Below are 17,918 nucleotides of genomic sequence, written 5' to 3'. Positions count from 1 at the left end.
CGTGTCTTGTGCGTCAGCCTTAATTAACTGTTTTTAGGCTTTGTGAATTGCTGTAATAATAGTTGTATAGCCAAGGCTAATAAGCCAAGTGCCACAATCCCAAATATCCCGGTTCCTAAAGCGACTACACCCACAACTAAGGTGCGAACAGCAGAACCAATATTTACTACCATGGGATTATCCGAATGGATGGGTTTGCTGGCAAAAGTTGTTGCGATCGCTATCATGAGGGAATACATGGCAAATCCAAATCCTCCCGACATCGCCGCACCCATTATACAGCGTAGGGGAGTCGGTGGTACTTGGGCGTTAGTATCTGCCGAAGGGGTAACATTTGGTTCATTCATGGTGCGATTTTAATTCCATGTGTAATTGTCCGAGTCACAAATAATTCTAAATCTGGATCAGGAATTGCTTCTCGGATCTTTATTTTGACAATTTCTGCTTGTTCTGCCGATTCTACAATAGCAAATACAGAAGGGCCAGAACCAGACATCATTGTGCCTAAAACTCCTGGTTGAGTTGCAAATAGTTCCCGCAGATGCAAAACTTGAGGATAAGCTGGCAATACTACCCGTTCTAAATCATTGTGCAGTTTTTGGGCGATTTCTGCGGTATTTTTATTGACAATAGCTTTGACTATTTCTCCCGAATGGACTGCATTAGCACGGGCTGCTAAATTTGCGGTTTCTCTAATGTAAGTACCACCAAATTCTTGACGATAGGTGTTGTATGCCCAAGGAGTAGAAACTTCTAAACTCCGATATTTGGCTAATACTATGTGGATGTGATCTAAACTTGGTAAAGGAGAGAGTTGTTCACCTCTGCCTGTAGCGATCGCAGTTCCCCCAGAAATACAAAATGGCACATCAGAACCCAATGTAGCGCCTAATTCTTCTAATTCTGCACAAGTTAGTCCCAAGTTCCAGAGTAAATCTATCCCCACCAATACCGCTGCTGCATTTGTGGAACCACCAGCTAAACCTGCTGCTACAGGAATTCGCTTGTTTAGAGTAATGTCAATACCGCCCAAATTTTTAAACGCGTCGGGAAATTTCGTCGCCATTAGCGCTGCTGCCCGGTATGCTAAGTTACTATTATCTGTCGGTACTTGTGGGTGGTTGCAGTAAACGCGAATCGTCTCTGTGCTGGCAGGGTGGATATCAATTTGGTCTGCTAGGTCAATACTTTGGAGTATCATTGCTAACTCATGATATCCATCAGGGCGGTCGCCGATGATTTCCAAATATAAGTTGATTTTGGCAGGTGCAATTAAACTATAAGAACGCATATTAGTTATCAGTTATCAGTTATCAGTTAACATTTATCAGTTAGTTGAGTATTAACTGATTTGTGAGTGATACCCATTGTTCAACACTGAGGTCTTCGGCGCGTACTTGGGGATTTATTCCTAATTGTTCCAGTAATTGAGTCAAGCGATCGCGGTCAATTACCGATTGCAAATTATTTCTTAACATTTTTCGCTTAGACCCAAATCCTAATTTCAGCAGATTTTCCAACTTTTTGGGGTCATGGGCGGGAATTTCAATTTGACGAGGGCGCAATCGCACCACAGCGGAGTCAACCTTTGGTGGTGGTTCAAATGCCGCAGCGGGGACTGTACAAATTAACTCACAACTAGCTAAATACTGCACTCGTACAGACAACGCCCCAAAAGTCCTTGATCCTGGTTTAGCATATAATCTTTCTGCGACTTCTTTTTGAACCAGAAGGACAATAGAATCAAAAGGTTCTGGGTTCGGATGAGCGATCGTACCAAGTAACTTTTCAATAATTGGCCCTGTAATATTGTAGGGAATATTGGCAACAACGTGATTCTGCTTTTGGAAATTGGGAAAAGCAGTCACTTGAGACTGTACATCTAGAGTTAGAAAATCCCCTTGTAGCAGTAAAAAATTTTCCTTCTGACCTAGTTGTTTAACAAGTAATTTGCACAAATCGCGGTCAATTTCCACAGCGACTAGAGATTGAACTAGGGGTAATAACCGCCGAGTCAGAATTCCAGTACCGGGGCCAATTTCCAAAATGCGATCGCTATTTTTACACTCAGCGGCCTTGACAATTGCGTCGAGTGCCTTTTCGCTTTTTAACCAATGTTGAGCAAATTGCTTGCGCGGTTGAATCATCTATATTTGTTTCTCCATCTGCTTTTTAGCATTTTCTATCAACTCCGCATTTTTATCTTGACATTAATTACATCTCACTAAAACATTAACTTTAGACATTTTTATAAATGAATTTTTCTACTTATAGAAACATAAGTAAGCCTAACTATAGCAAGATAGCTAAGTTTTACGGACGTATCAATATAGAGTAGCACAAGTCTTAACAGGCATAAAAATATGAAATCCTTCGCACGTTTAACTTTAGTTGCATTTTTGGGGACTGCTACCTTGGCTGTCATATCTCACAGTTCTCAAGCTACAAATAAACCACAAACTCTATTTGCCGAGCAAACCTCCTCCCCTGTAACTTCACCTACACCTTCACCTAGACCTACACCTATACCTCCTCGTATGCAGTAAAGTATGGGGCAGGGTGCAGGGTGCAGGGGGCAGGGGGCAGGGTGCAGGGGGCAGGGTGCAGGGGGCAGGGTGCAGGGTAATTCTTAAATTTTCCCCGCGTCCCCGCGTCCCACCATCTCCGCGTCTTCCCCTCCCCGCGTCTCCCCCTCCCCGCGTCCCCGCGTCCCACCATCTCCGCGTCTTCCCCTCCCCGCATCTACCTATCTTCCTTTTTACCGTAAAGACCGAAATAGCACTCGTCCCGGATTTTCTTCCTGATTAATTCGCGCATACACTCGCAGACAAGCTAAAACTTCTCCTGGTGTACCTCCACAGTCTAATTGGATGTCATCTTTAGAAAAAGTACAATTATCAGCATACAGTCCTGACAATTGTTTAAGGCGGATATCATGACCTGCTTTTATGGCTTTATTAGCCACTTTTTTCAGCACACGTCGTGATTCTTGTTGTAACTTTCCCCACCAGGAATAACGCTCGGCTGGAGGAATAAAGACTAAGGAATGAATAGCTTCATCCATGTCAATCCAAGCACGTAGATTGAAGATAGGGTCAGTATTTTCATCAGTTTTTTCTGTCCGTTGCCAGCGATCGCTTAAAGCTTCAAGATAGAGATGACGCTGTTCTGGACTAGTGTAGAAAGAAACAACATCAAAACTAAACACACTCTTTAAAGCATGATGTAAATTTGGTTCTATCTCAAGAACTTTTCTATATAAAAGTAGAAATCCAGCTAACAACTGTAACTCACTAGTTGCATAACTCCGATTGATATCTGTTTTTAAAAGAGCTTTTTGAGACAAACATAACCCTTTAGCTTGAATAGTTCCACTCAATCCGGGGTAAATTATTTCATCCCGAATAAAAGGCAATTCATCAAGATTTTGAGTATCTTCAACTGCACCAACTTCTTGTGCTAATTCCCCGGCTAACCGTCTCCAAGCTATAGCTAAATTTTCAGGAACTCGCAGCAGACAGCGTTGTATTTCATTCCATAAATCAGCATCATTTTGGCTTTGTAAAGGGGAATTACCCAGATAAGAATTTAGTTCCGAGTCAGAATTGAAAGCTGTTTGTAAATGAATTAATTTGAATTCTCCACTAACCTCAACCTGTGGAACTGATATTGGTTGTAAAAGCTGGTAAAGTTCTTGCAAAAACTGCTCACACAACTCAATTCCTGGATCTTGTGGATATTCCTCCCGCGCCTGATTTAATGCCGCTTCTAGTCCATATAAACTAAACCGTAATACTTGGGCTAATTCTGAGTTTTCTATTTCTATTAATTGACGTAAATGCTGCATAATGAGGCTGAGAAATAGTGAATTGGCAACGCAGACGGAGGGAGTAGGAGAGACGCGGGGAGGGGAAGACGCGGGGACGCGAGGAAAATTACGAATTACGTTGGCGATAGCCTGCCGTAGGCACTATTACGAATTACGAATTACTTTAATGTATTCCGCAAAAAGGATCACGTTCTTTATCAACTTCATTGGGTTGTAATTCTAATTCTGCACGATAAACACATCCTTCTTGTTGGAGACATTCTTGATTATGTGATGTCCAGTAAGGAACTTCACCAGCGTGCATTCGCAATATCCCCTTGTGGTCGAGAGTAATATGATATTGACAGGGGTAATCTGTAGTAATATCTGGCTTACTCAGTGAACCAATGCGTATCCATTTTTTTGTATTAGTTTCACTATCTGTTTGATAAACATAGAAAGTGTGTTGTCCACTTTGAGGGAAAGGTGGTAAAGGATTACTAATTAGACCTTTTCCGGGTTCTGTCACACCATCTTGTAAATAGTGAAATGTTTCTAGTCTTTTATTTTCATTATTATCAACCGCAAATACTAAATGATAAGCATTAGGTAGATCAACTGTTGCTGACTCTAAAACATTGATAGCAATATCACCATCATTCAAGTCCTGATAAGCACCTTCAACAGCGATATTCCACTTTAATTTACCATCAATAAATAAGTCGGATGATTCTAAATCCTCCGATATAGCTGAATTGACATCAATACCCACAACATCTATTAAATAATGTGGATTTCCTTGACATAGCAAAACGCTAAATTGTAGAGTTTGGTCAATTTCAAATTGGACTTTAATTTGTTTGAGAAACTGTGCTTCTTCCATGCCTAATTTCTCCATTAAAGTTTTACCATCAAAACTGCCCCATAGACGTAAATCGCCATCTTCATAGTCTTGACGATAGATAATGTTTGTTAATTGTATACCTTGCCAATAGGTACGAACTTTAGCAACACTTTCCCAGACTGCAAGTTGATAGAGTTCTTGTCCAGCATTGAATATTCCTAACAATTCATTACTTTGGGTTTTACGTTTGAAGTTACAAGGTAAATAATAAAATAGATTTTTCACATCTATTTCTAGCTGGTTTGCACCTTTACGCAGTAGACTTTTTGATTCTTCAGGATCAAATCTTAATCGACGTAACTTTTCAGCATAACAAGCACCAGCAGAAGTAGCGAGTTTAGTAAATTCTAAAACAAAAGTAATGCGTTCCGGGTTCCAAACAAAATAGGGAGACTTACTAAATTCTTGGTAGATTTGATGTTGTACCAAGTCAAGATTGCAAGTTTTACCAGAGAGAATTAACCAATCTACTTTTTGACTATCTCGAGAATTCAAGCGACTTTCCATGAGTCCTTTGGCAATTCCAATTGCTTCTTTAATTGGCGAAATTGCACTGCGTTCAAATTGCTGACTATCGATAGTCAGAGAAATAGCATCAGGGATAATAATTTGAAACTTAACTCCACTTTGGGCAAGTAGTTCACTAATTTGTTGTTCAGAAAGAGTGAAAACAAATAAAGAACCATCGTTAAGTGGTTTTTGTCCTAATTTGAGTTTAGCAGCTTCAGCATGATCCCAAAGTGTGTAAAATGTTTGTAGGCGTTGAGTTGCTTGTTGCCAGCGGGTAGGTAATACTTTTTCGGCTGTATCTAAAGCATCTTTAAAAGCAACATCACCTTCTGGATTTTCCTTATCTACACATTTTAATAAACTACCAGGTTTAAAGTTACCTTCTTCTAAAAAGCGTTCATTTAATTCGGAGTTAATTAAGTCTTCTAATTTATCGCTTTCGATATCTCCATTGGTTAATGCCGTTAAAAGAAAATCAGCCAGTGCTATTTTTAAAAGGCGGAAAATCCGCAAAGTAATTAATTCACCACCTAATTGTAAATGCCCAGAAGAACCTAATAATTTAGGAGTCAGTTTATAGTAACGTCCGCCTAAACCCCGGTCTTCATTATCAGCAAAAAATGGAGTTTTGTCTTCTAATGTTAATTCAATTAAAGCTAAATCTGTAGTCCCACCACCAATATCCAAAACTAAAACATTTTGTGACCATTTATTCCCAATTTGGCGACAGCGAGTTTTAAAAGATTCAATCCCAATATTGAGATTTCCCCCAAATTCTCGCCATAAAAAGAATATAGCTACAGACACAGCTTCATCATAGGCTGTTTGCACATCATCAATTCCTAATTGTTCCACCAGTTGTTTAACTTCTTTGCGAACTACTGGGGGTGCTACTGTTGGGTATGTAACAACTGCTGTTAATAAATCTCCCTCAGAAAATCTCCGTCTAGCCCGTTGACGATAATCTTCAGTTAATTCAATTAAATGCGCCCAAGCTGCTTGAATTAGTTGATTAACTTGAATATTTTCTTCTTGCCCATCTATAATTACTGGGAAAGTACGATTTTGACCAAAATAGCGTTTGGGAGAGTGGTGAAATCTGCTAATAATTTCTTTAACAGAAGTAGTTGTACCTTGAGGGTTTGTCTTTGACGCACCGTATGCAATCGCTTTTTTTCTATTATCTCTGGCTTCTCTACCCATTCCCAACTTTAATGGTGCTAGTTGCAATACTTCCATTTCACTGGGAATTTCTGTATCTCGTCTGTCAATATCTAAAACTATAGGAATTAAATTCTGTGATTCTAAAGTTGGGACACGGAAGACTTCGTGATATATTTGATAAAGTTTTTTACTGACAGCACGACGAAATCTGTCACTGTTTCCTAGACATAATTCAATTTGGCGAATAGCTTCTAAAAATAGCGCTTTGTTATCACTTTCAAAAACGTCACTTAACTGTTCTGGTTCAATTTCTAAATTTTTACTAATGTTAGCAATAAATTTTTCCCACTCACCCACACTTACGTCAGGTAAAGCAGAAGTCACAGGAGAATTTAACCACTCTGCTAAACGTTGACGTAATCTGAGTTCTTGTTCTCGTGGTAAAATTTCCGCAATTGGGACTTCAATAGGATCGAAAAGTGTCACTGTAGAGTTAGAAGTCCCAAAATCTAAAGCCAACCAACCAGGAAATCTTTTTTGTGATTTTTCGTTCAATTTTTCACTCAATTGCTGACTTAATTTATTCAGATAAGTATCTAATTCAAAAGGGTTCATGTGCGTATCCATTGCTATTGTTTGAAAATCTGGTGAAAACCAAAGATTACAGGAAACACTAAGATGTTTACGATTAGATAAAATTGGATTTCCTGTAGCATTAGAATCGAAATACTCAACAATTACCTGTAAAGTACAGTTTACTACTTCTGTTATTGGTTCCTTTAACTGATAAGGATATTGACCTAGTTGACATAAGTTAGAGATTTTTTTGGGTGTAGCCGAGTTAAAGTGTTTATATTTTTGTTGAATTTCTGCTGCTAATTTCGTTGGCGTACCTTTCACAGTGCAAATAATGCGAGAAATATGCGGTATATTGCTATTAGCTGCCACAATTTGAATAGCAGGTAAATCCAAACTTTTATTTTCTTTAACACGCAATTGATAACGAGGTGGAAGGCTAATTTCCACAGGCATTATGTAGGTTCCTTATTAGTCATTGTTCATTAGGCAAATAATCTCCTTTGCACCCCTGTTTATTAAAGATACTCATAAGTATCACTTTCATTGATTTCTACAATACCCGAAAGAATCTGCAACCAGGTGGGAATTGCTAACTCCGAGGGTGCGTCTCCCGCCGCAATATATCGTAGTAATTCTTCCTTTTTAGATAGATTTTGTAAACTGGGAATAATTTGATCTAAAATGCCTTGTAATTCTGCATTGACTTGCTGATTTACTTCACTGACATATTGGACAAGATGAAGACTCGCACTAGCTGTAATTTCATCTCGTAGACGCAAAACAAACATTTGATGATTAGCAGAACGAGTTAAATTCTGGTTTTTCTCAGGCGACCAATCAAAAATTTGCCCAATATTATGTTTCTCATTTTGCCGTGCTAAAGGAAACATCATTTCTGGTGAAATAGCTTTATCTTGGCTGTTTATCTCTAAGATAATAGCTTCTTTCCATTGATGAGGATCACATCCTAAGAGAAGTTTATAAAATAGGTCTGCTGCTTCTACTCCAAATTTTTCTTCAATAACTGGTTCAATTTCTGGATTGAGAATGGCTTGCAAATTTTCCCGTTCTAAAACTACTTGACTGGCGAGTTTACCTAACAAGTCTATCACCGCTTGACGAATACGTTCGCGGGCAAAATCTTCTAGTTCTTTAACTGTCTTTTCAAACTCTGGATAAAGGTCATCACTTTTAGTAGGTAAAGAATTATTAATCCTATTTCCTCTATCAAATAATTTTCCGGCTGCACCTTTAGATTCTGCTAAAGTAATTGTCCCATTTTGGGATTTATTAAATAGCAGTGTCCACTGACTCCAATTCAGAATTCGATAAGTTAATTCATCTTTAATGACATCACTAACAATAACTCCTCGCCGATCTTTAAGTGGTTCTTTACCCAAATCTTTTTGAAAGTTTCTATAAGCTTTATCTAAACTTTCAATTCCCAACCGCAATTCAAGTAAAGCAGGATTATCAACTGTGGGTATACCTTGTTCATGAATTTCTGCAATGATATCTTTGAGTTGTTCCTGTTGCTGACGCACTATATCAGCCGCCCTGCGAGTATCTTCATATAATTGCTTTAACCCATGTGTAGTCACATGATTTTGAATCAATTCTCGCAGTTTACTAATACCGCCATCTTGGGCAAAATAACCTAACTGTCTACCTAGATGATTCCGCGTTTCAGTTATTAACAACCGTTCGCTTAATTTACCCCATTTTTGTTGTATTCGCTTCGACCGTTCTAGATAATCAGGATAATCTAAGTTAGCAATAAACTCTTCCGAACCAGCTTTAACTGTTGTCGAACGTTTGGCTAGTTCAGCTAATCCTAACAAAGGAGATAATAAAACGATGCGATCTTTTTGGCTAGTAAAAGCTTCCGCCCCATCAATAATAGTTTGTAAAACCTTCAGCTTTTGGAAAACTACATCTGTTTGTAATGGTTGAGAATTGGGATGATCTTCAATTAAAAAATCAAGTATTCTTTCGCCACCTTCACTATCTAAGGGTAATTGGTCAAAACGTCCTACACCAACAAGAATTAAATCTTTTAAATCTTGTCCTGGTCGTTGCTGCTGCATCATCGTGAAGATTTTATTAGCGCGATCGCTCCCCGGTGATTTACCATTGAGCAACACCAGAATTGTCTGTACCTGCGCCAATTCCCGCAGCGACAAGAAAGTATCCCTTGCACCGGAATTCGCCGCCCCCAAGCCGGGAAAATCTAACAGCACAAATTCTTCAGCACCATTTACATCCCAAATTTCCTGTGATATTTTCACATCAATATCAACACGGCGAATGAGGAGAAAGCTATTTTGTAATAATTGCGTTTGTAGTCTTTGGGGCGCACTTGGTAAACGGATATGCGCTGGCGGTAGATCATCAAATTTGAGAGTTTGGATAGCCATTGGCATTTCCGTCAGTTGTAATCCCTCATGGGCTGTTGTACTATCAATGTGATAATGACTACCACACAAAGCCTCACCATAAGCTTGATAAGCCCGCAGAAATAACACTAATTCTCGCAGCAAATAGCGTAATTCTAAATTACTTGAGCTTTTCCATGCTTCTTCACACCATTTAGAAATATCTTTACCAGTTTTGATTTTGGAGACTTGTAATGGTGGGAGTCCAGCAGCAATCGCCCGGCGGTTTGCTTCCCCCAACATAAAGTGTAAACACTCATTCACCCCTTCATGAGATAAATACTCCACCGTGTAATTATCTATTTTGGTGGTAACAAAGCCATCCTGAGGTTTAATATGAATAGCCGTAACGTTCCCAGTCGTGGGATTTTCGCTGACCGGTAAAGCATCAGCATAACCAATCAGACTACCCAGCAGCAAACTCTTACCGCTACTGAATTCACCCATAACGCCGATTTTGACGGGTGAGGTAGCCAGTTCTAGAGTTTTCTGTGCAGCCTCCCGCAGGCGCATTAAACAATCATCGAGGCTAGTAGGAACCCAATCTTCTTGTTGGGAAGGACGTTGGGGTACTGAGTCAATTTTCCTGAGGATAAATTCACCGTACTCTTTAAACCGGGCCAGCTTGTCTGGTTCCATAGAGTAGAAGTCTGCCTTAGTTCATTTTCTGTGAGGGTTATAACACAAAAAATGCAAATTTCCATTCTTTCTGCAACAACCAGCACTCATTTACCGGAAAAAATCCAGGATTTGCAGGAATTTTGATGTGAATGAACTATATTTTTTTCTCACGCAGAGGCGCGGGGAAGGGGACGCGGAGAAGGGGAAGGGGACGCGGGGACGCGGAGAAGGGGAGACGCGGGGACGCGGAGAAGGGGACGCGGGGACGCGGAGAAGGGGAGATTCATTTGTAGCTTTAATTATGTGAATTGATATGACAGAGAACTCTTCTGATTACGAATTACGAATTACGTTCGCGTAGCGTTTCCGATAGCTTGCGTGGCGTAGCCATAGGAAATATTACGAATTATTCTCGTATCCAAAAACTTCAGTTGTTGATATAAACTGCGAATTTGCGGTAAATTTACACCAGCCGTTTCGGCTTTTCTTAATGGGTTGCCAAAAATTGCTTCTACTTCTAAAGGACGATGTTCATCAAAATCAATTTTCATACTGGTGCGGTAGGGGTTCATTTTAATAGTGTAATCAAGCATTGTTTGAATGAAGCTTTCAGGAATTAAACGTCCTGTACTTTTCGCCCCTAATGCCACTTCATACATCAACTGTTCAACTAACTGACGAGTGTGAATATCTGCCATTAATTCATCGGTTCTGGCGTTGAGAATTACAGATAATCCGTTGTAGGGAATATTCCAAACTAGTTTTTTCCAACGTCCTAATAGTAAATCTGCTGCTAGTTCGATTGATATCCCCGCATTTTGAAAATCTTCAGCAATTTGCTGCATTTTTTCGGTAATTCCTGTGGGCTGATAGTTGGATTGATATTCACCCAAGGTAATTTGTCCATAGTCTAAATGGCGAATATGTCCTGGGGCAACTTTGTTGGAACACAGAAAACATAACCCACCAATAACTCTTACATTTCCCACCAGTTCAGCAATTTCTTCTTCTATACCTAGTCCATTCTGCAATACCAACACCACTCCATCATCCTTGATTACTGGTGGTAATATGTGCGGTAGCAAGTGGTTTTGTGTGGTTTTTAGCGCTACTATGACGACATCACAGCTAGGCATTTTTTTGACATCACTGTAGGCAAAAACTTGGGGGAGGGTAAAGTCACCGTCTTTAGACTCTATAACTAAACCATGTTGACTCACCTCTAAGTAATCGCTTTTAAGCAAAAAGTGGACTTCATTACCTGCTTTTTGCAGTTTAGCGCCATAAAACCCGCCTAATGCACCAGTTCCCAAAATTGCGTATGTACGATTACCCATTTCATCTATAAAAAAATCTTAAGAAAATTATCAGTAGATATTGTACCAGGATTTTTTTTAATAAAAGTTAAACATGATTTACTATTCTTTAGAACCTTTGGTAGATATGAGGTGACATCAATGGCGGATATTGTTGATATTGCAGTTAGTAATGATTCGTTTAAAACTTTGGTGGCAGCTGTCCAAGCTGCTGGTTTAGTGGAAACATTAAAAAGTCCTGGTCCATTCACTGTGTTTGCACCGACTGATGATGCTTTTGCTAAGTTACCCCCAGGCACAATTACAACTTTATTACAAAATCTTCCTCAGTTAGCACGGATTTTAACCTATCATGTGGTTCCCGGAAAGCTGACTAAAGCTGATTTAGCAAAATTGGGTACGGTGACTTCTGTGGAAGGGTCTTTGATTAAAATTAATTGTGAAGATGGTTTTGAGGTGAAAAATGCCACAGTTTTAGCAGCCGATATTGCCGCAGATAATGGCGTAATTCACGTTATCGATACGGTAATTTTGATGGGTTAATTCAGTCATGGTGGGCATTGTCCACCATATCTGTTCTCAAATTTATTCTAGTTGATTCTTTAAATAATGTAAAAAAATGATGTGCGTAATCACTTCTATGCTAAGGTAAATTCAGTTAAATAAATAAACGTTAAAATTAATCCTAAGCTAATCTTACCTACGATAAATTAATGCTAGATTTCCATACCTTAGCTGAATTCTCTCGAACAAACTGTGCAGGCATTTGTACATTCCTGGTTCCAGCGAACATACTCGCTACATTATTAACAATAATCCTCACAGTCCTCAACCGTCCAACAGTTCAAGTATGGCAAGCTGTAGGATTTGCCAGTATATTTGCTTTCATAATGATTATGCACGTTTACACTTGGTTTATCATTGGCGTGGTGATGTTACCAACTTATATTTTATTGGGTCTAGCAGTTACGTGTTTGTTAACTAATGTAGCCGCAATTCTGTGGCGGATAAGTTCTCAGCAATTAATTTATCGCTGGAAGTGAAATTTTTATGAACTCACTTTACAAAGTACTTCGTGGATAAGAACACCAAAAATGTAGTTTATTCAGTAAGTAGTACATAAAAGAGTGGGAAGAGTAATTTTGATTACTCTCCCTATGAATGTAATTAGCCGTTAACTAACAGCTGTTCTTTTCAATTAATGAGTTACCACAAAGACTGAAAGTTATTGTTGTTGTATGAGCCATCATGGGACTTTTGTTTATGATAATGGCAAGAATGATGACCACCTCCAGCAATACCTTGCATTTCCTGAGTAGCTAGTTCATCCAGAAAACTGGCGGAATCATTAAATAGTTCATAACCAGTAGGAAGTAGTGTAGAAATTTGGATATTAGCCATGAGAATTTCTCCTTTATTTCTATCTGAGTGTTTTGCAACTCATTCGTAAGATGAGACTAGATTTCAACTAATCTTATTTATAATAATTTCAAATAAATTCTCATAAATCAAGACTTTGATCTCAATCACATAGACATAATTAATTTAGTTTTGTCCAGAAATTACTTTGATTATTCAACCTAGTACAGCTTTCTCGGAATTAACAATTAGAAATTAAAAACTAAAAAGTAAATTCCACAAGCTTTTGAGTAGAAAGCCACAAATAATTCAATGTTTGTAGTCAGGACTTTAGTCCTAGAATAAGGGCTAAAGCCCTTACTACGAGCTAACGCACTCTAGTAATAAGAGAGAATTAAATCTACAGCATCTCTCAAATTATTAACAATTAAGTCTGGTTGGTAAAGTTCTAATTGAGTGCGATCGCGGATTCCACTTTCTACACCTATTACTTTCACACCATGTCTTTTCGCAGCGGTAATGTCGGCTTCTGTATCACCTACCATCCAAGTATCAGCAGCAGGGGGAAGTTCCGCCAATGCTTTGGCCATTAGTAGAGGTTTATCTTCAACGTCGCGGGTTTTTACATAGTCGTTACTGAGACAATAACGGCGATTTTCTGGAAAAAATCTACCTAAATTATACTTATTGACAGCGTAGTCCAGTTCCCGCACCCGACGCATCGTCATCACTACTAAATCAATTCCAGCTTCTTGAACTTTGGAGAGGGCATCTTCGGCTCCAGATACGAGGCTATCATACTCAAAGTAAGGCTCTGTATGTACTGTTTGTTTGCGGAGAAGGGAAAAGTCTTGTGCTTGTTCTGGGTCTAAACCTGATTTTAAGGCTATTTGCTTTTCGGGGGTGTGCGATCGCTTGAGTTGCCAAAATTCGGCTTTAGAAAGTTCTGTCACTACTTGATCAGGATATTTGGTTTTATCCAAACACAATTGATAAACACGATAGTACCGCTCAGAAACATCCATAATCGGTCCGTCGAAATCAGTAATTAGTCTCAGCATTAGTTGATGGTGGGAATTTTTATGAACATTATCTCAGGGAACCGGGAATAAGGTGTAGGGAATAGATACAACTGTTACCTGTCACCTGACAAATCCGCGTTTAATTTGTTCGCTTTCAATGGCTTCAAATAAAGCACGAAAGTTACCTTCACCAAAACCTTGAGCTTGGGAACGGCGTTCAATAAACTCAAAGAAAAAAGTCGGCTCAGAAAAAATCGGCTGAGTGAAAATTTGCAATAGTAAAGCCCCTAAAGGAGCATCTTGTTGACAATCTACCAAGATTTCTTGTTGTGCGATCGCTTGCAGTTCTTGGGGTGAGAGTGGAACCTCTAAACGCTCTTGTAGCTGTGAGTAATAGCTTGGGGGGACAGAGAGAAAAGATAAACCAGCAGTCCGAAAACGAGCGATCGCACTCACAAGACTAGACGTACGTAAAGCAATATGTTGAATTCCCGCCCCCCTGTTCACATTTAAAAACTCCTGAATTTGCGAATTAGGTGAAGCCGGCTCATTAATCGGTAGCTGTATGCCACCGTTGGCAGAAATCATCACCTGACTAGACAAAGCGGAACGATTGGTTTGAATTTTAAAGCTTTGTTGAGATTGAAAATCGAGAATATTTTCATACCAACTTACCGCAGCTTGTAAATCACCGACTTTCACATTTAGAACTACATGATCTATAGCCGTAAAAATGTTGGGTGATTGATGATTGGGGATTGGTAAAAGATTTTTCTCCTCGTCCTCGTCTTTTGCGTGTTGTCTTTCAATCAACGTATGAGTTAACCCACCCCAAGCCGCAATTTTGGCAAATTTAATGGATACCGCATCTTGAACAGGTTGCAAGACTTTAGCACCGTTTGCAGAAGCCCTTGCCGTCACCGTTTCCACATCTGTCACCAGCAAAGCCACATCTGCCACACCAGGGGGATGATGACGCAAAAACTCAGCTACTGGGCTGGTGGGTAACAACGGTGAAGACAGTAAAAAATAGACATTGCCATTTTTGACAACTTCCGTACAAGTATGAAACGATTTTCCTCGATTAACAAGAGTAGGGAAAATTGAACTCACTACCGCTTGAAACCCCAGATACTTGACAAACCAATCTCGCCACCATTGGGCATCTTCTACATAAAAGTGAACGTGATCAATTTGGAGCATAATCTCTGAAAATCCAGCGCAACAGCTTATATACAGTCAATTTTGCCTTTTATACTAGATTTTCATGTATTCCCTCAGCCATAATAGTGAACTTAGAAAAATAGGTGACTATCCGGTTGAATATTAATTTCCATTGGTATAGCCTGAGGTTCGGCTGATAAGGCATAAAAAATAGCATTAGCAGCAGTTTCGCAACTAAGCATTTTTTTTCGGTCTACTTTTAAACTTACATTGTCCCAGAAAGAAGAATCTACTCCACCAAAGTAGAATAGAGTGAATTTGACTCCAAAACGCTTGAGTTCTTCGGCCATACACTTGCTAAAACCAACAACACCAAACTTAGAAGCAGAATAAGCCGCAGCCATAGACATCGAATGCTTTCCGAGAATTCCCACCACATTACAGATATGACCAGACTTACGTTTTTGCATCTCTTCAGCAGCAGCCTGAGTGGTGTAGAAGTTGCCTTTTAAATTGAGATCCAGCATCCTATCTAAATCGGCTGGCTCTATACTGTTGTATGGTTTGAGAATACCTGCACCCGCAGCATTTACTAAAACATCGATTTGACCAAACTGGGCAACAGTTGCTTGTATTAATGCCTCTACCTGTTGGGGTTGAGTAATGTCTGTCGGAACTGTCAAGACTTCTCCTGATAACTCCTCGGCCAATGTTGCTAAATTCACGGCATCTCTAGCTGCTAGTACCAACTTAGCTCCTGTGGGCGCAAGTTTACGAGTTAAGGCTGAACCAATACCGCCCGTAGCACCGACAATGACAACGACTTTATCCTGCATCACAATATTTATTTACATTTCTTTACAAACTACTTTTAGTATAGCAACCGCCAGGTAGTAAGGACATTAACTGTAGTGCTAACGCACGATGTAAGCCATTATCAAATCATTCAAATTACATCCCCGCGTCTCCCCATCTCCCCATCTGGAGCGTCCCCGCGTGGGTGGACTGGGGTTTAGGATATAGCCACTTCCCATTTTCTGTCTGTTTGCTTTAGCTGTAAAGAACTGCAAGACTGCAAAAACTGCATATAAGTAGTCTTGATTTTTAATTCTTTGATTTGCTCGGTAATGGTTTTACCATATTCTTGATTAAATTTAGTTCCTAAAATGCTAATGTCAATGTATTTTTGAGAATATTTTTTGGTTAATTCTCCCAGAATATTTTTGAGTACTTCCTCTAAATCTGCTTGAGAATTTATCCTAGCTAAAAAACTAGACTGACTATTATTTGTTTGAGATTGACTTACTTCCCATTTTACTCCTTTCTGCCTGATTTGGAAAGAACTACAAGACTGTAAAAATTGTATATAACTACCACTAATCTGTAAATCTTTTAATTGTTTAGTAATCGCTTTACCATACTCTTGATTAAATTTGCTTCCTAAAATACTAACATCAACAAAACCACTAACAGATTCTTTAATTAATTTTTCTAGAATTAGATGCAGGGATTTTTCTAAATCATCTAGGGAGTTAATACTTTGGTGATTATTCTCAACTTCATCATTAACAACTTCAATGAGACTTTTATCAAAAACTGTTACATAAAAATCAGATGAATCATCAACTTTATGAACCACAAAATCAGCCGGATAACGAGTGAAGATATCTTTGGGCTTTTTACCAGGAAGATGAGTGGCAATCACCTGACCCATATTGATTTTATGTTTTGTATTCAGTAACTGAAATACCTTAGAAACCTTTATCCAGTGATTACCTGTAGCTTTTTTCTCATCGTTAATTAAGTCTTTGAGTATTTGAATTAATGAAGGTATTTCTGGTAAAGGTTTCACACAATAGGTTTGAGTTTCTCCTGTAGAGCTATTGAATAAATTAATGTTTTCTCCATGCTGACTAACTTGATAGACTATTAATCCATGTTGCTGTAAATTGTTGCATAAATTAGTCATCACTTTATCTGATGAGCAAACCAAAACTTCTTTTGCATTGGGGTAACGTTCATGAATTGAAGAGCCAAAAGCAATCATTTTCCCATCGGCATTGTCTCTACCAGCAGGAACATGAATCAAATCATAACCGCGTTCATGCAATTCTACATCCAGCTTGCCGCGACTACTCCAATTAGCAAAGGCAATTTTTACTTGAATTGGACAATTACAAATAGTTGAGAAAAACTTTTCTGTACTGCTATTAATTTGTAAATTTTCGGCATCTAAAAGTAAAACTGCTATTCCTACCGGCTGTAAAGATGGGGCAAATATGGAATTTAATGAGCCATTTAAGGCAGATTTTACAGGATTTAGTTGCTGAATCCTAGCAATTAGTTCTAATAAGATTGGTGAATCAAAAGCTTCAGTGACAACAATAGCTTTGAGGTATAATTGCAGCTTGTGTAATAACTCTTCCCAGCCTTGAGTTTGGCTGAGTAATTCTGTAAACTTTGCGCTCAAAGCAGATTGATTAGAATTACTTTGCCACTGAACTTTTCTATACTTTTCCAGTAATAATTCTGGCTGCTGTTGTTGAATAGCAATGATTGCTTGGCAGACATGAGAGACTATTTGGGTTAACAGTGCAGAATTATAGGTAGTCAGCGATCGCTCATTATTTGGCATGGCTCATACATTAGAGTAAGGCATCCTGGCGGAAATCACCATTAAAGTTGGCAATTTATATCGTGTCTGCTTGAATACTTATACTATCGGTCAAGCTGATCATAGGTAATAGTTAACTATTTATAGAAATATAATTATTACCAATAACATATTACCGATTACCCATAAATGTTTTATAAGTCATTGACCAGACAAGATATTACTCATTTTAGATCGAGTGCAGAAACTAACTGAAGATCAGTAAAATTCCTTAACCAATACTTAACTGTGCATCTTCCAGCCCCAGATAACTTTTACCACAATAAAGGTATCTAATTCACCAAATTCCTGAATATAGGGTTAGATGAAGATTTAAGTAGATTTATTGAGTAGTATCAAAATACTTACGTAATCCACTTAAA

General features: G+C 38.8%; 15 protein-coding genes. 3 read left to right on the top strand and 12 right to left on the bottom strand.

Features of this window, described 5'->3' with window-relative positions:
* Positions 1-23 precede the first annotated feature (23 nt).
* Genes ANA7108_RS0103525 through rsmA form a run of 3 tightly spaced genes read right to left on the bottom strand, consistent with a single transcriptional unit; the run spans position 24 to position 2,147 of the window.
* Positions 24-347, bottom strand: a complete 324-nt coding sequence (locus tag ANA7108_RS0103525; protein ID WP_016949385.1) for a DUF3082 domain-containing protein — start codon at positions 345-347, stop codon at positions 24-26.
* A complete protein-coding gene (gene ispE, locus ANA7108_RS0103520; protein WP_016949384.1) occupies positions 344-1,291 on the bottom strand; it encodes a 4-(cytidine 5'-diphospho)-2-C-methyl-D-erythritol kinase in 948 nt (315 codons plus the stop codon). Before ispE ends, ANA7108_RS0103525 begins: the two co-directional genes overlap by 4 nt.
* A 40-nt stretch (positions 1,292-1,331) precedes the next feature.
* Positions 1,332-2,147 carry a 16S rRNA (adenine(1518)-N(6)/adenine(1519)-N(6))-dimethyltransferase RsmA gene (gene rsmA / locus ANA7108_RS0103515; protein ID WP_016949383.1) on the bottom strand — a complete coding sequence of 272 codons (816 nt, stop codon included), beginning with the start codon at positions 2,145-2,147 and terminating at the stop codon, positions 1,332-1,334.
* Between the two features lie 216 nt (positions 2,148-2,363).
* On the opposite strand from rsmA, the gene ANA7108_RS29440 reads away from it, so the two are divergent.
* Positions 2,364-2,546, top strand: coding sequence for a hypothetical protein (locus ANA7108_RS29440; RefSeq protein WP_144052344.1), 183 nt, complete (start codon positions 2,364-2,366; stop codon positions 2,544-2,546).
* A gap of 212 nt (positions 2,547-2,758) precedes the next feature.
* On the opposite strand, the gene ANA7108_RS0103505 is transcribed toward ANA7108_RS29440, so the two are convergent.
* The 4 genes from ANA7108_RS0103505 to ANA7108_RS0103485 all read right to left on the bottom strand — a co-directional run bounded on the left by ANA7108_RS0103505 (position 2,759) and on the right by ANA7108_RS0103485 (position 11,358).
* The gene (locus ANA7108_RS0103505) at positions 2,759-3,847 is read right to left on the bottom strand and encodes a hypothetical protein (protein WP_016949381.1); all 1,089 of its coding nucleotides are present in this window, start codon (positions 3,845-3,847) and stop codon (positions 2,759-2,761) included.
* Positions 3,848-3,992: 145 nt separating this feature from the next.
* Entirely contained in the window at positions 3,993-7,418 is a 3,426-nt protein-coding gene (locus ANA7108_RS0103500) for a virulence factor SrfB (RefSeq protein WP_016949380.1), read from the bottom strand.
* A 62-nt stretch (positions 7,419-7,480) separates the two neighbouring features.
* Positions 7,481-10,039, bottom strand: coding sequence for a dynamin family protein (locus ANA7108_RS0103495; protein WP_016949379.1), 2,559 nt, complete (start codon positions 10,037-10,039; stop codon positions 7,481-7,483).
* 329 nt (positions 10,040-10,368) lie between these two features.
* On the bottom strand, positions 10,369-11,358 hold the full coding sequence (locus ANA7108_RS0103485) for a putative 2-dehydropantoate 2-reductase (protein ID WP_016949377.1): 990 nt from the start codon (positions 11,356-11,358) through the stop codon (positions 10,369-10,371).
* Positions 11,359-11,478: 120 nt separating this feature from the next.
* On the opposite strand from ANA7108_RS0103485, the gene ANA7108_RS0103480 reads away from it, so the two are divergent.
* Together ANA7108_RS0103480 and ANA7108_RS0103475 are read left to right on the top strand one after the other, a co-directional pair.
* Complete coding sequence (locus ANA7108_RS0103480; protein ID WP_016949376.1) at positions 11,479-11,880, top strand: fasciclin domain-containing protein; 402 nt, start codon at positions 11,479-11,481, stop codon at positions 11,878-11,880.
* Positions 11,881-12,050: 170 nt separating this feature from the next.
* A complete protein-coding gene (locus ANA7108_RS0103475) occupies positions 12,051-12,380 on the top strand; it encodes a hypothetical protein (RefSeq protein WP_016949375.1) in 330 nt (109 codons plus the stop codon).
* 163 nt (positions 12,381-12,543) lie between these two features.
* On the opposite strand, the gene ANA7108_RS0103470 is transcribed toward ANA7108_RS0103475, so the two are convergent.
* From ANA7108_RS0103470 to ANA7108_RS0103450, 5 genes are all read right to left on the bottom strand, one after another.
* Positions 12,544-12,738, bottom strand: coding sequence for a hypothetical protein (locus tag ANA7108_RS0103470; protein ID WP_016949374.1), 195 nt, complete (start codon positions 12,736-12,738; stop codon positions 12,544-12,546).
* A gap of 335 nt (positions 12,739-13,073) precedes the next feature.
* Positions 13,074-13,757, bottom strand: coding sequence for an HAD family hydrolase (locus tag ANA7108_RS0103465; RefSeq protein ID WP_026103967.1), 684 nt, complete (start codon positions 13,755-13,757; stop codon positions 13,074-13,076).
* A gap of 81 nt (positions 13,758-13,838) precedes the next feature.
* Positions 13,839-14,921 (bottom strand): 4-hydroxyphenylpyruvate dioxygenase, encoded by a 1,083-nt coding sequence (gene hppD, locus ANA7108_RS0103460; RefSeq protein ID WP_016949372.1) that lies wholly within the window; start codon positions 14,919-14,921, stop codon positions 13,839-13,841.
* A 92-nt stretch (positions 14,922-15,013) separates the two neighbouring features.
* Positions 15,014-15,718: an SDR family oxidoreductase gene (locus ANA7108_RS0103455; protein WP_016949371.1), complete on the bottom strand. Its 705-nt coding sequence runs from the start codon at positions 15,716-15,718 to the stop codon at positions 15,014-15,016.
* Between the two features lie 176 nt (positions 15,719-15,894).
* Positions 15,895-17,517, bottom strand: coding sequence for an NYN domain-containing protein (locus ANA7108_RS0103450; RefSeq protein ID WP_016949370.1), 1,623 nt, complete (start codon positions 17,515-17,517; stop codon positions 15,895-15,897).
* Between the last annotated feature and the right edge of the window lie 401 nt (positions 17,518-17,918).

The sequence above is a fragment of the Anabaena sp. PCC 7108 genome (assembly GCF_000332135.1).
Taxonomy (GTDB): domain Bacteria; phylum Cyanobacteriota; class Cyanobacteriia; order Cyanobacteriales; family Nostocaceae; genus Anabaena.
Note: the sequence above shows the minus strand (reverse complement) of the source record. Positions and strands in the feature narration are given on the sequence as shown.

Excerpts from the sequence above, each read along its gene's own strand:
- ANA7108_RS0103525 (WP_016949385.1), bottom strand. The coding sequence starts at position 347 with ATGAATGAACCAAATGTTACCCCTTCGGCAGATACTAACGCCCAAGTA.
- ispE (WP_016949384.1), bottom strand. The coding sequence starts at position 1,291 with ATGCGTTCTTATAGTTTAATTGCACCTGCCAAAATCAACTTATATTTG.
- rsmA (WP_016949383.1), bottom strand. The coding sequence starts at position 2,147 with ATGATTCAACCGCGCAAGCAATTTGCTCAACATTGGTTAAAAAGCGAA.
- ANA7108_RS29440 (WP_144052344.1), top strand. The coding sequence starts at position 2,364 with ATGAAATCCTTCGCACGTTTAACTTTAGTTGCATTTTTGGGGACTGCT.
- ANA7108_RS0103505 (WP_016949381.1), bottom strand. The coding sequence starts at position 3,847 with ATGCAGCATTTACGTCAATTAATAGAAATAGAAAACTCAGAATTAGCC.
- ANA7108_RS0103500 (WP_016949380.1), bottom strand. The coding sequence starts at position 7,418 with ATGCCTGTGGAAATTAGCCTTCCACCTCGTTATCAATTGCGTGTTAAA.
- ANA7108_RS0103495 (WP_016949379.1), bottom strand. The coding sequence starts at position 10,039 with ATGGAACCAGACAAGCTGGCCCGGTTTAAAGAGTACGGTGAATTTATC.
- ANA7108_RS0103485 (WP_016949377.1), bottom strand. The coding sequence starts at position 11,358 with ATGGGTAATCGTACATACGCAATTTTGGGAACTGGTGCATTAGGCGGG.
- ANA7108_RS0103480 (WP_016949376.1), top strand. The coding sequence starts at position 11,479 with ATGGCGGATATTGTTGATATTGCAGTTAGTAATGATTCGTTTAAAACT.
- ANA7108_RS0103475 (WP_016949375.1), top strand. The coding sequence starts at position 12,051 with ATGCTAGATTTCCATACCTTAGCTGAATTCTCTCGAACAAACTGTGCA.
- ANA7108_RS0103470 (WP_016949374.1), bottom strand. The coding sequence starts at position 12,738 with ATGGCTAATATCCAAATTTCTACACTACTTCCTACTGGTTATGAACTA.
- ANA7108_RS0103465 (WP_026103967.1), bottom strand. The coding sequence starts at position 13,757 with ATGCTGAGACTAATTACTGATTTCGACGGACCGATTATGGATGTTTCT.
- hppD (WP_016949372.1), bottom strand. The coding sequence starts at position 14,921 with ATGCTCCAAATTGATCACGTTCACTTTTATGTAGAAGATGCCCAATGG.
- ANA7108_RS0103455 (WP_016949371.1), bottom strand. The coding sequence starts at position 15,718 with ATGCAGGATAAAGTCGTTGTCATTGTCGGTGCTACGGGCGGTATTGGT.
- ANA7108_RS0103450 (WP_016949370.1), bottom strand. The coding sequence starts at position 17,517 with ATGCCAAATAATGAGCGATCGCTGACTACCTATAATTCTGCACTGTTA.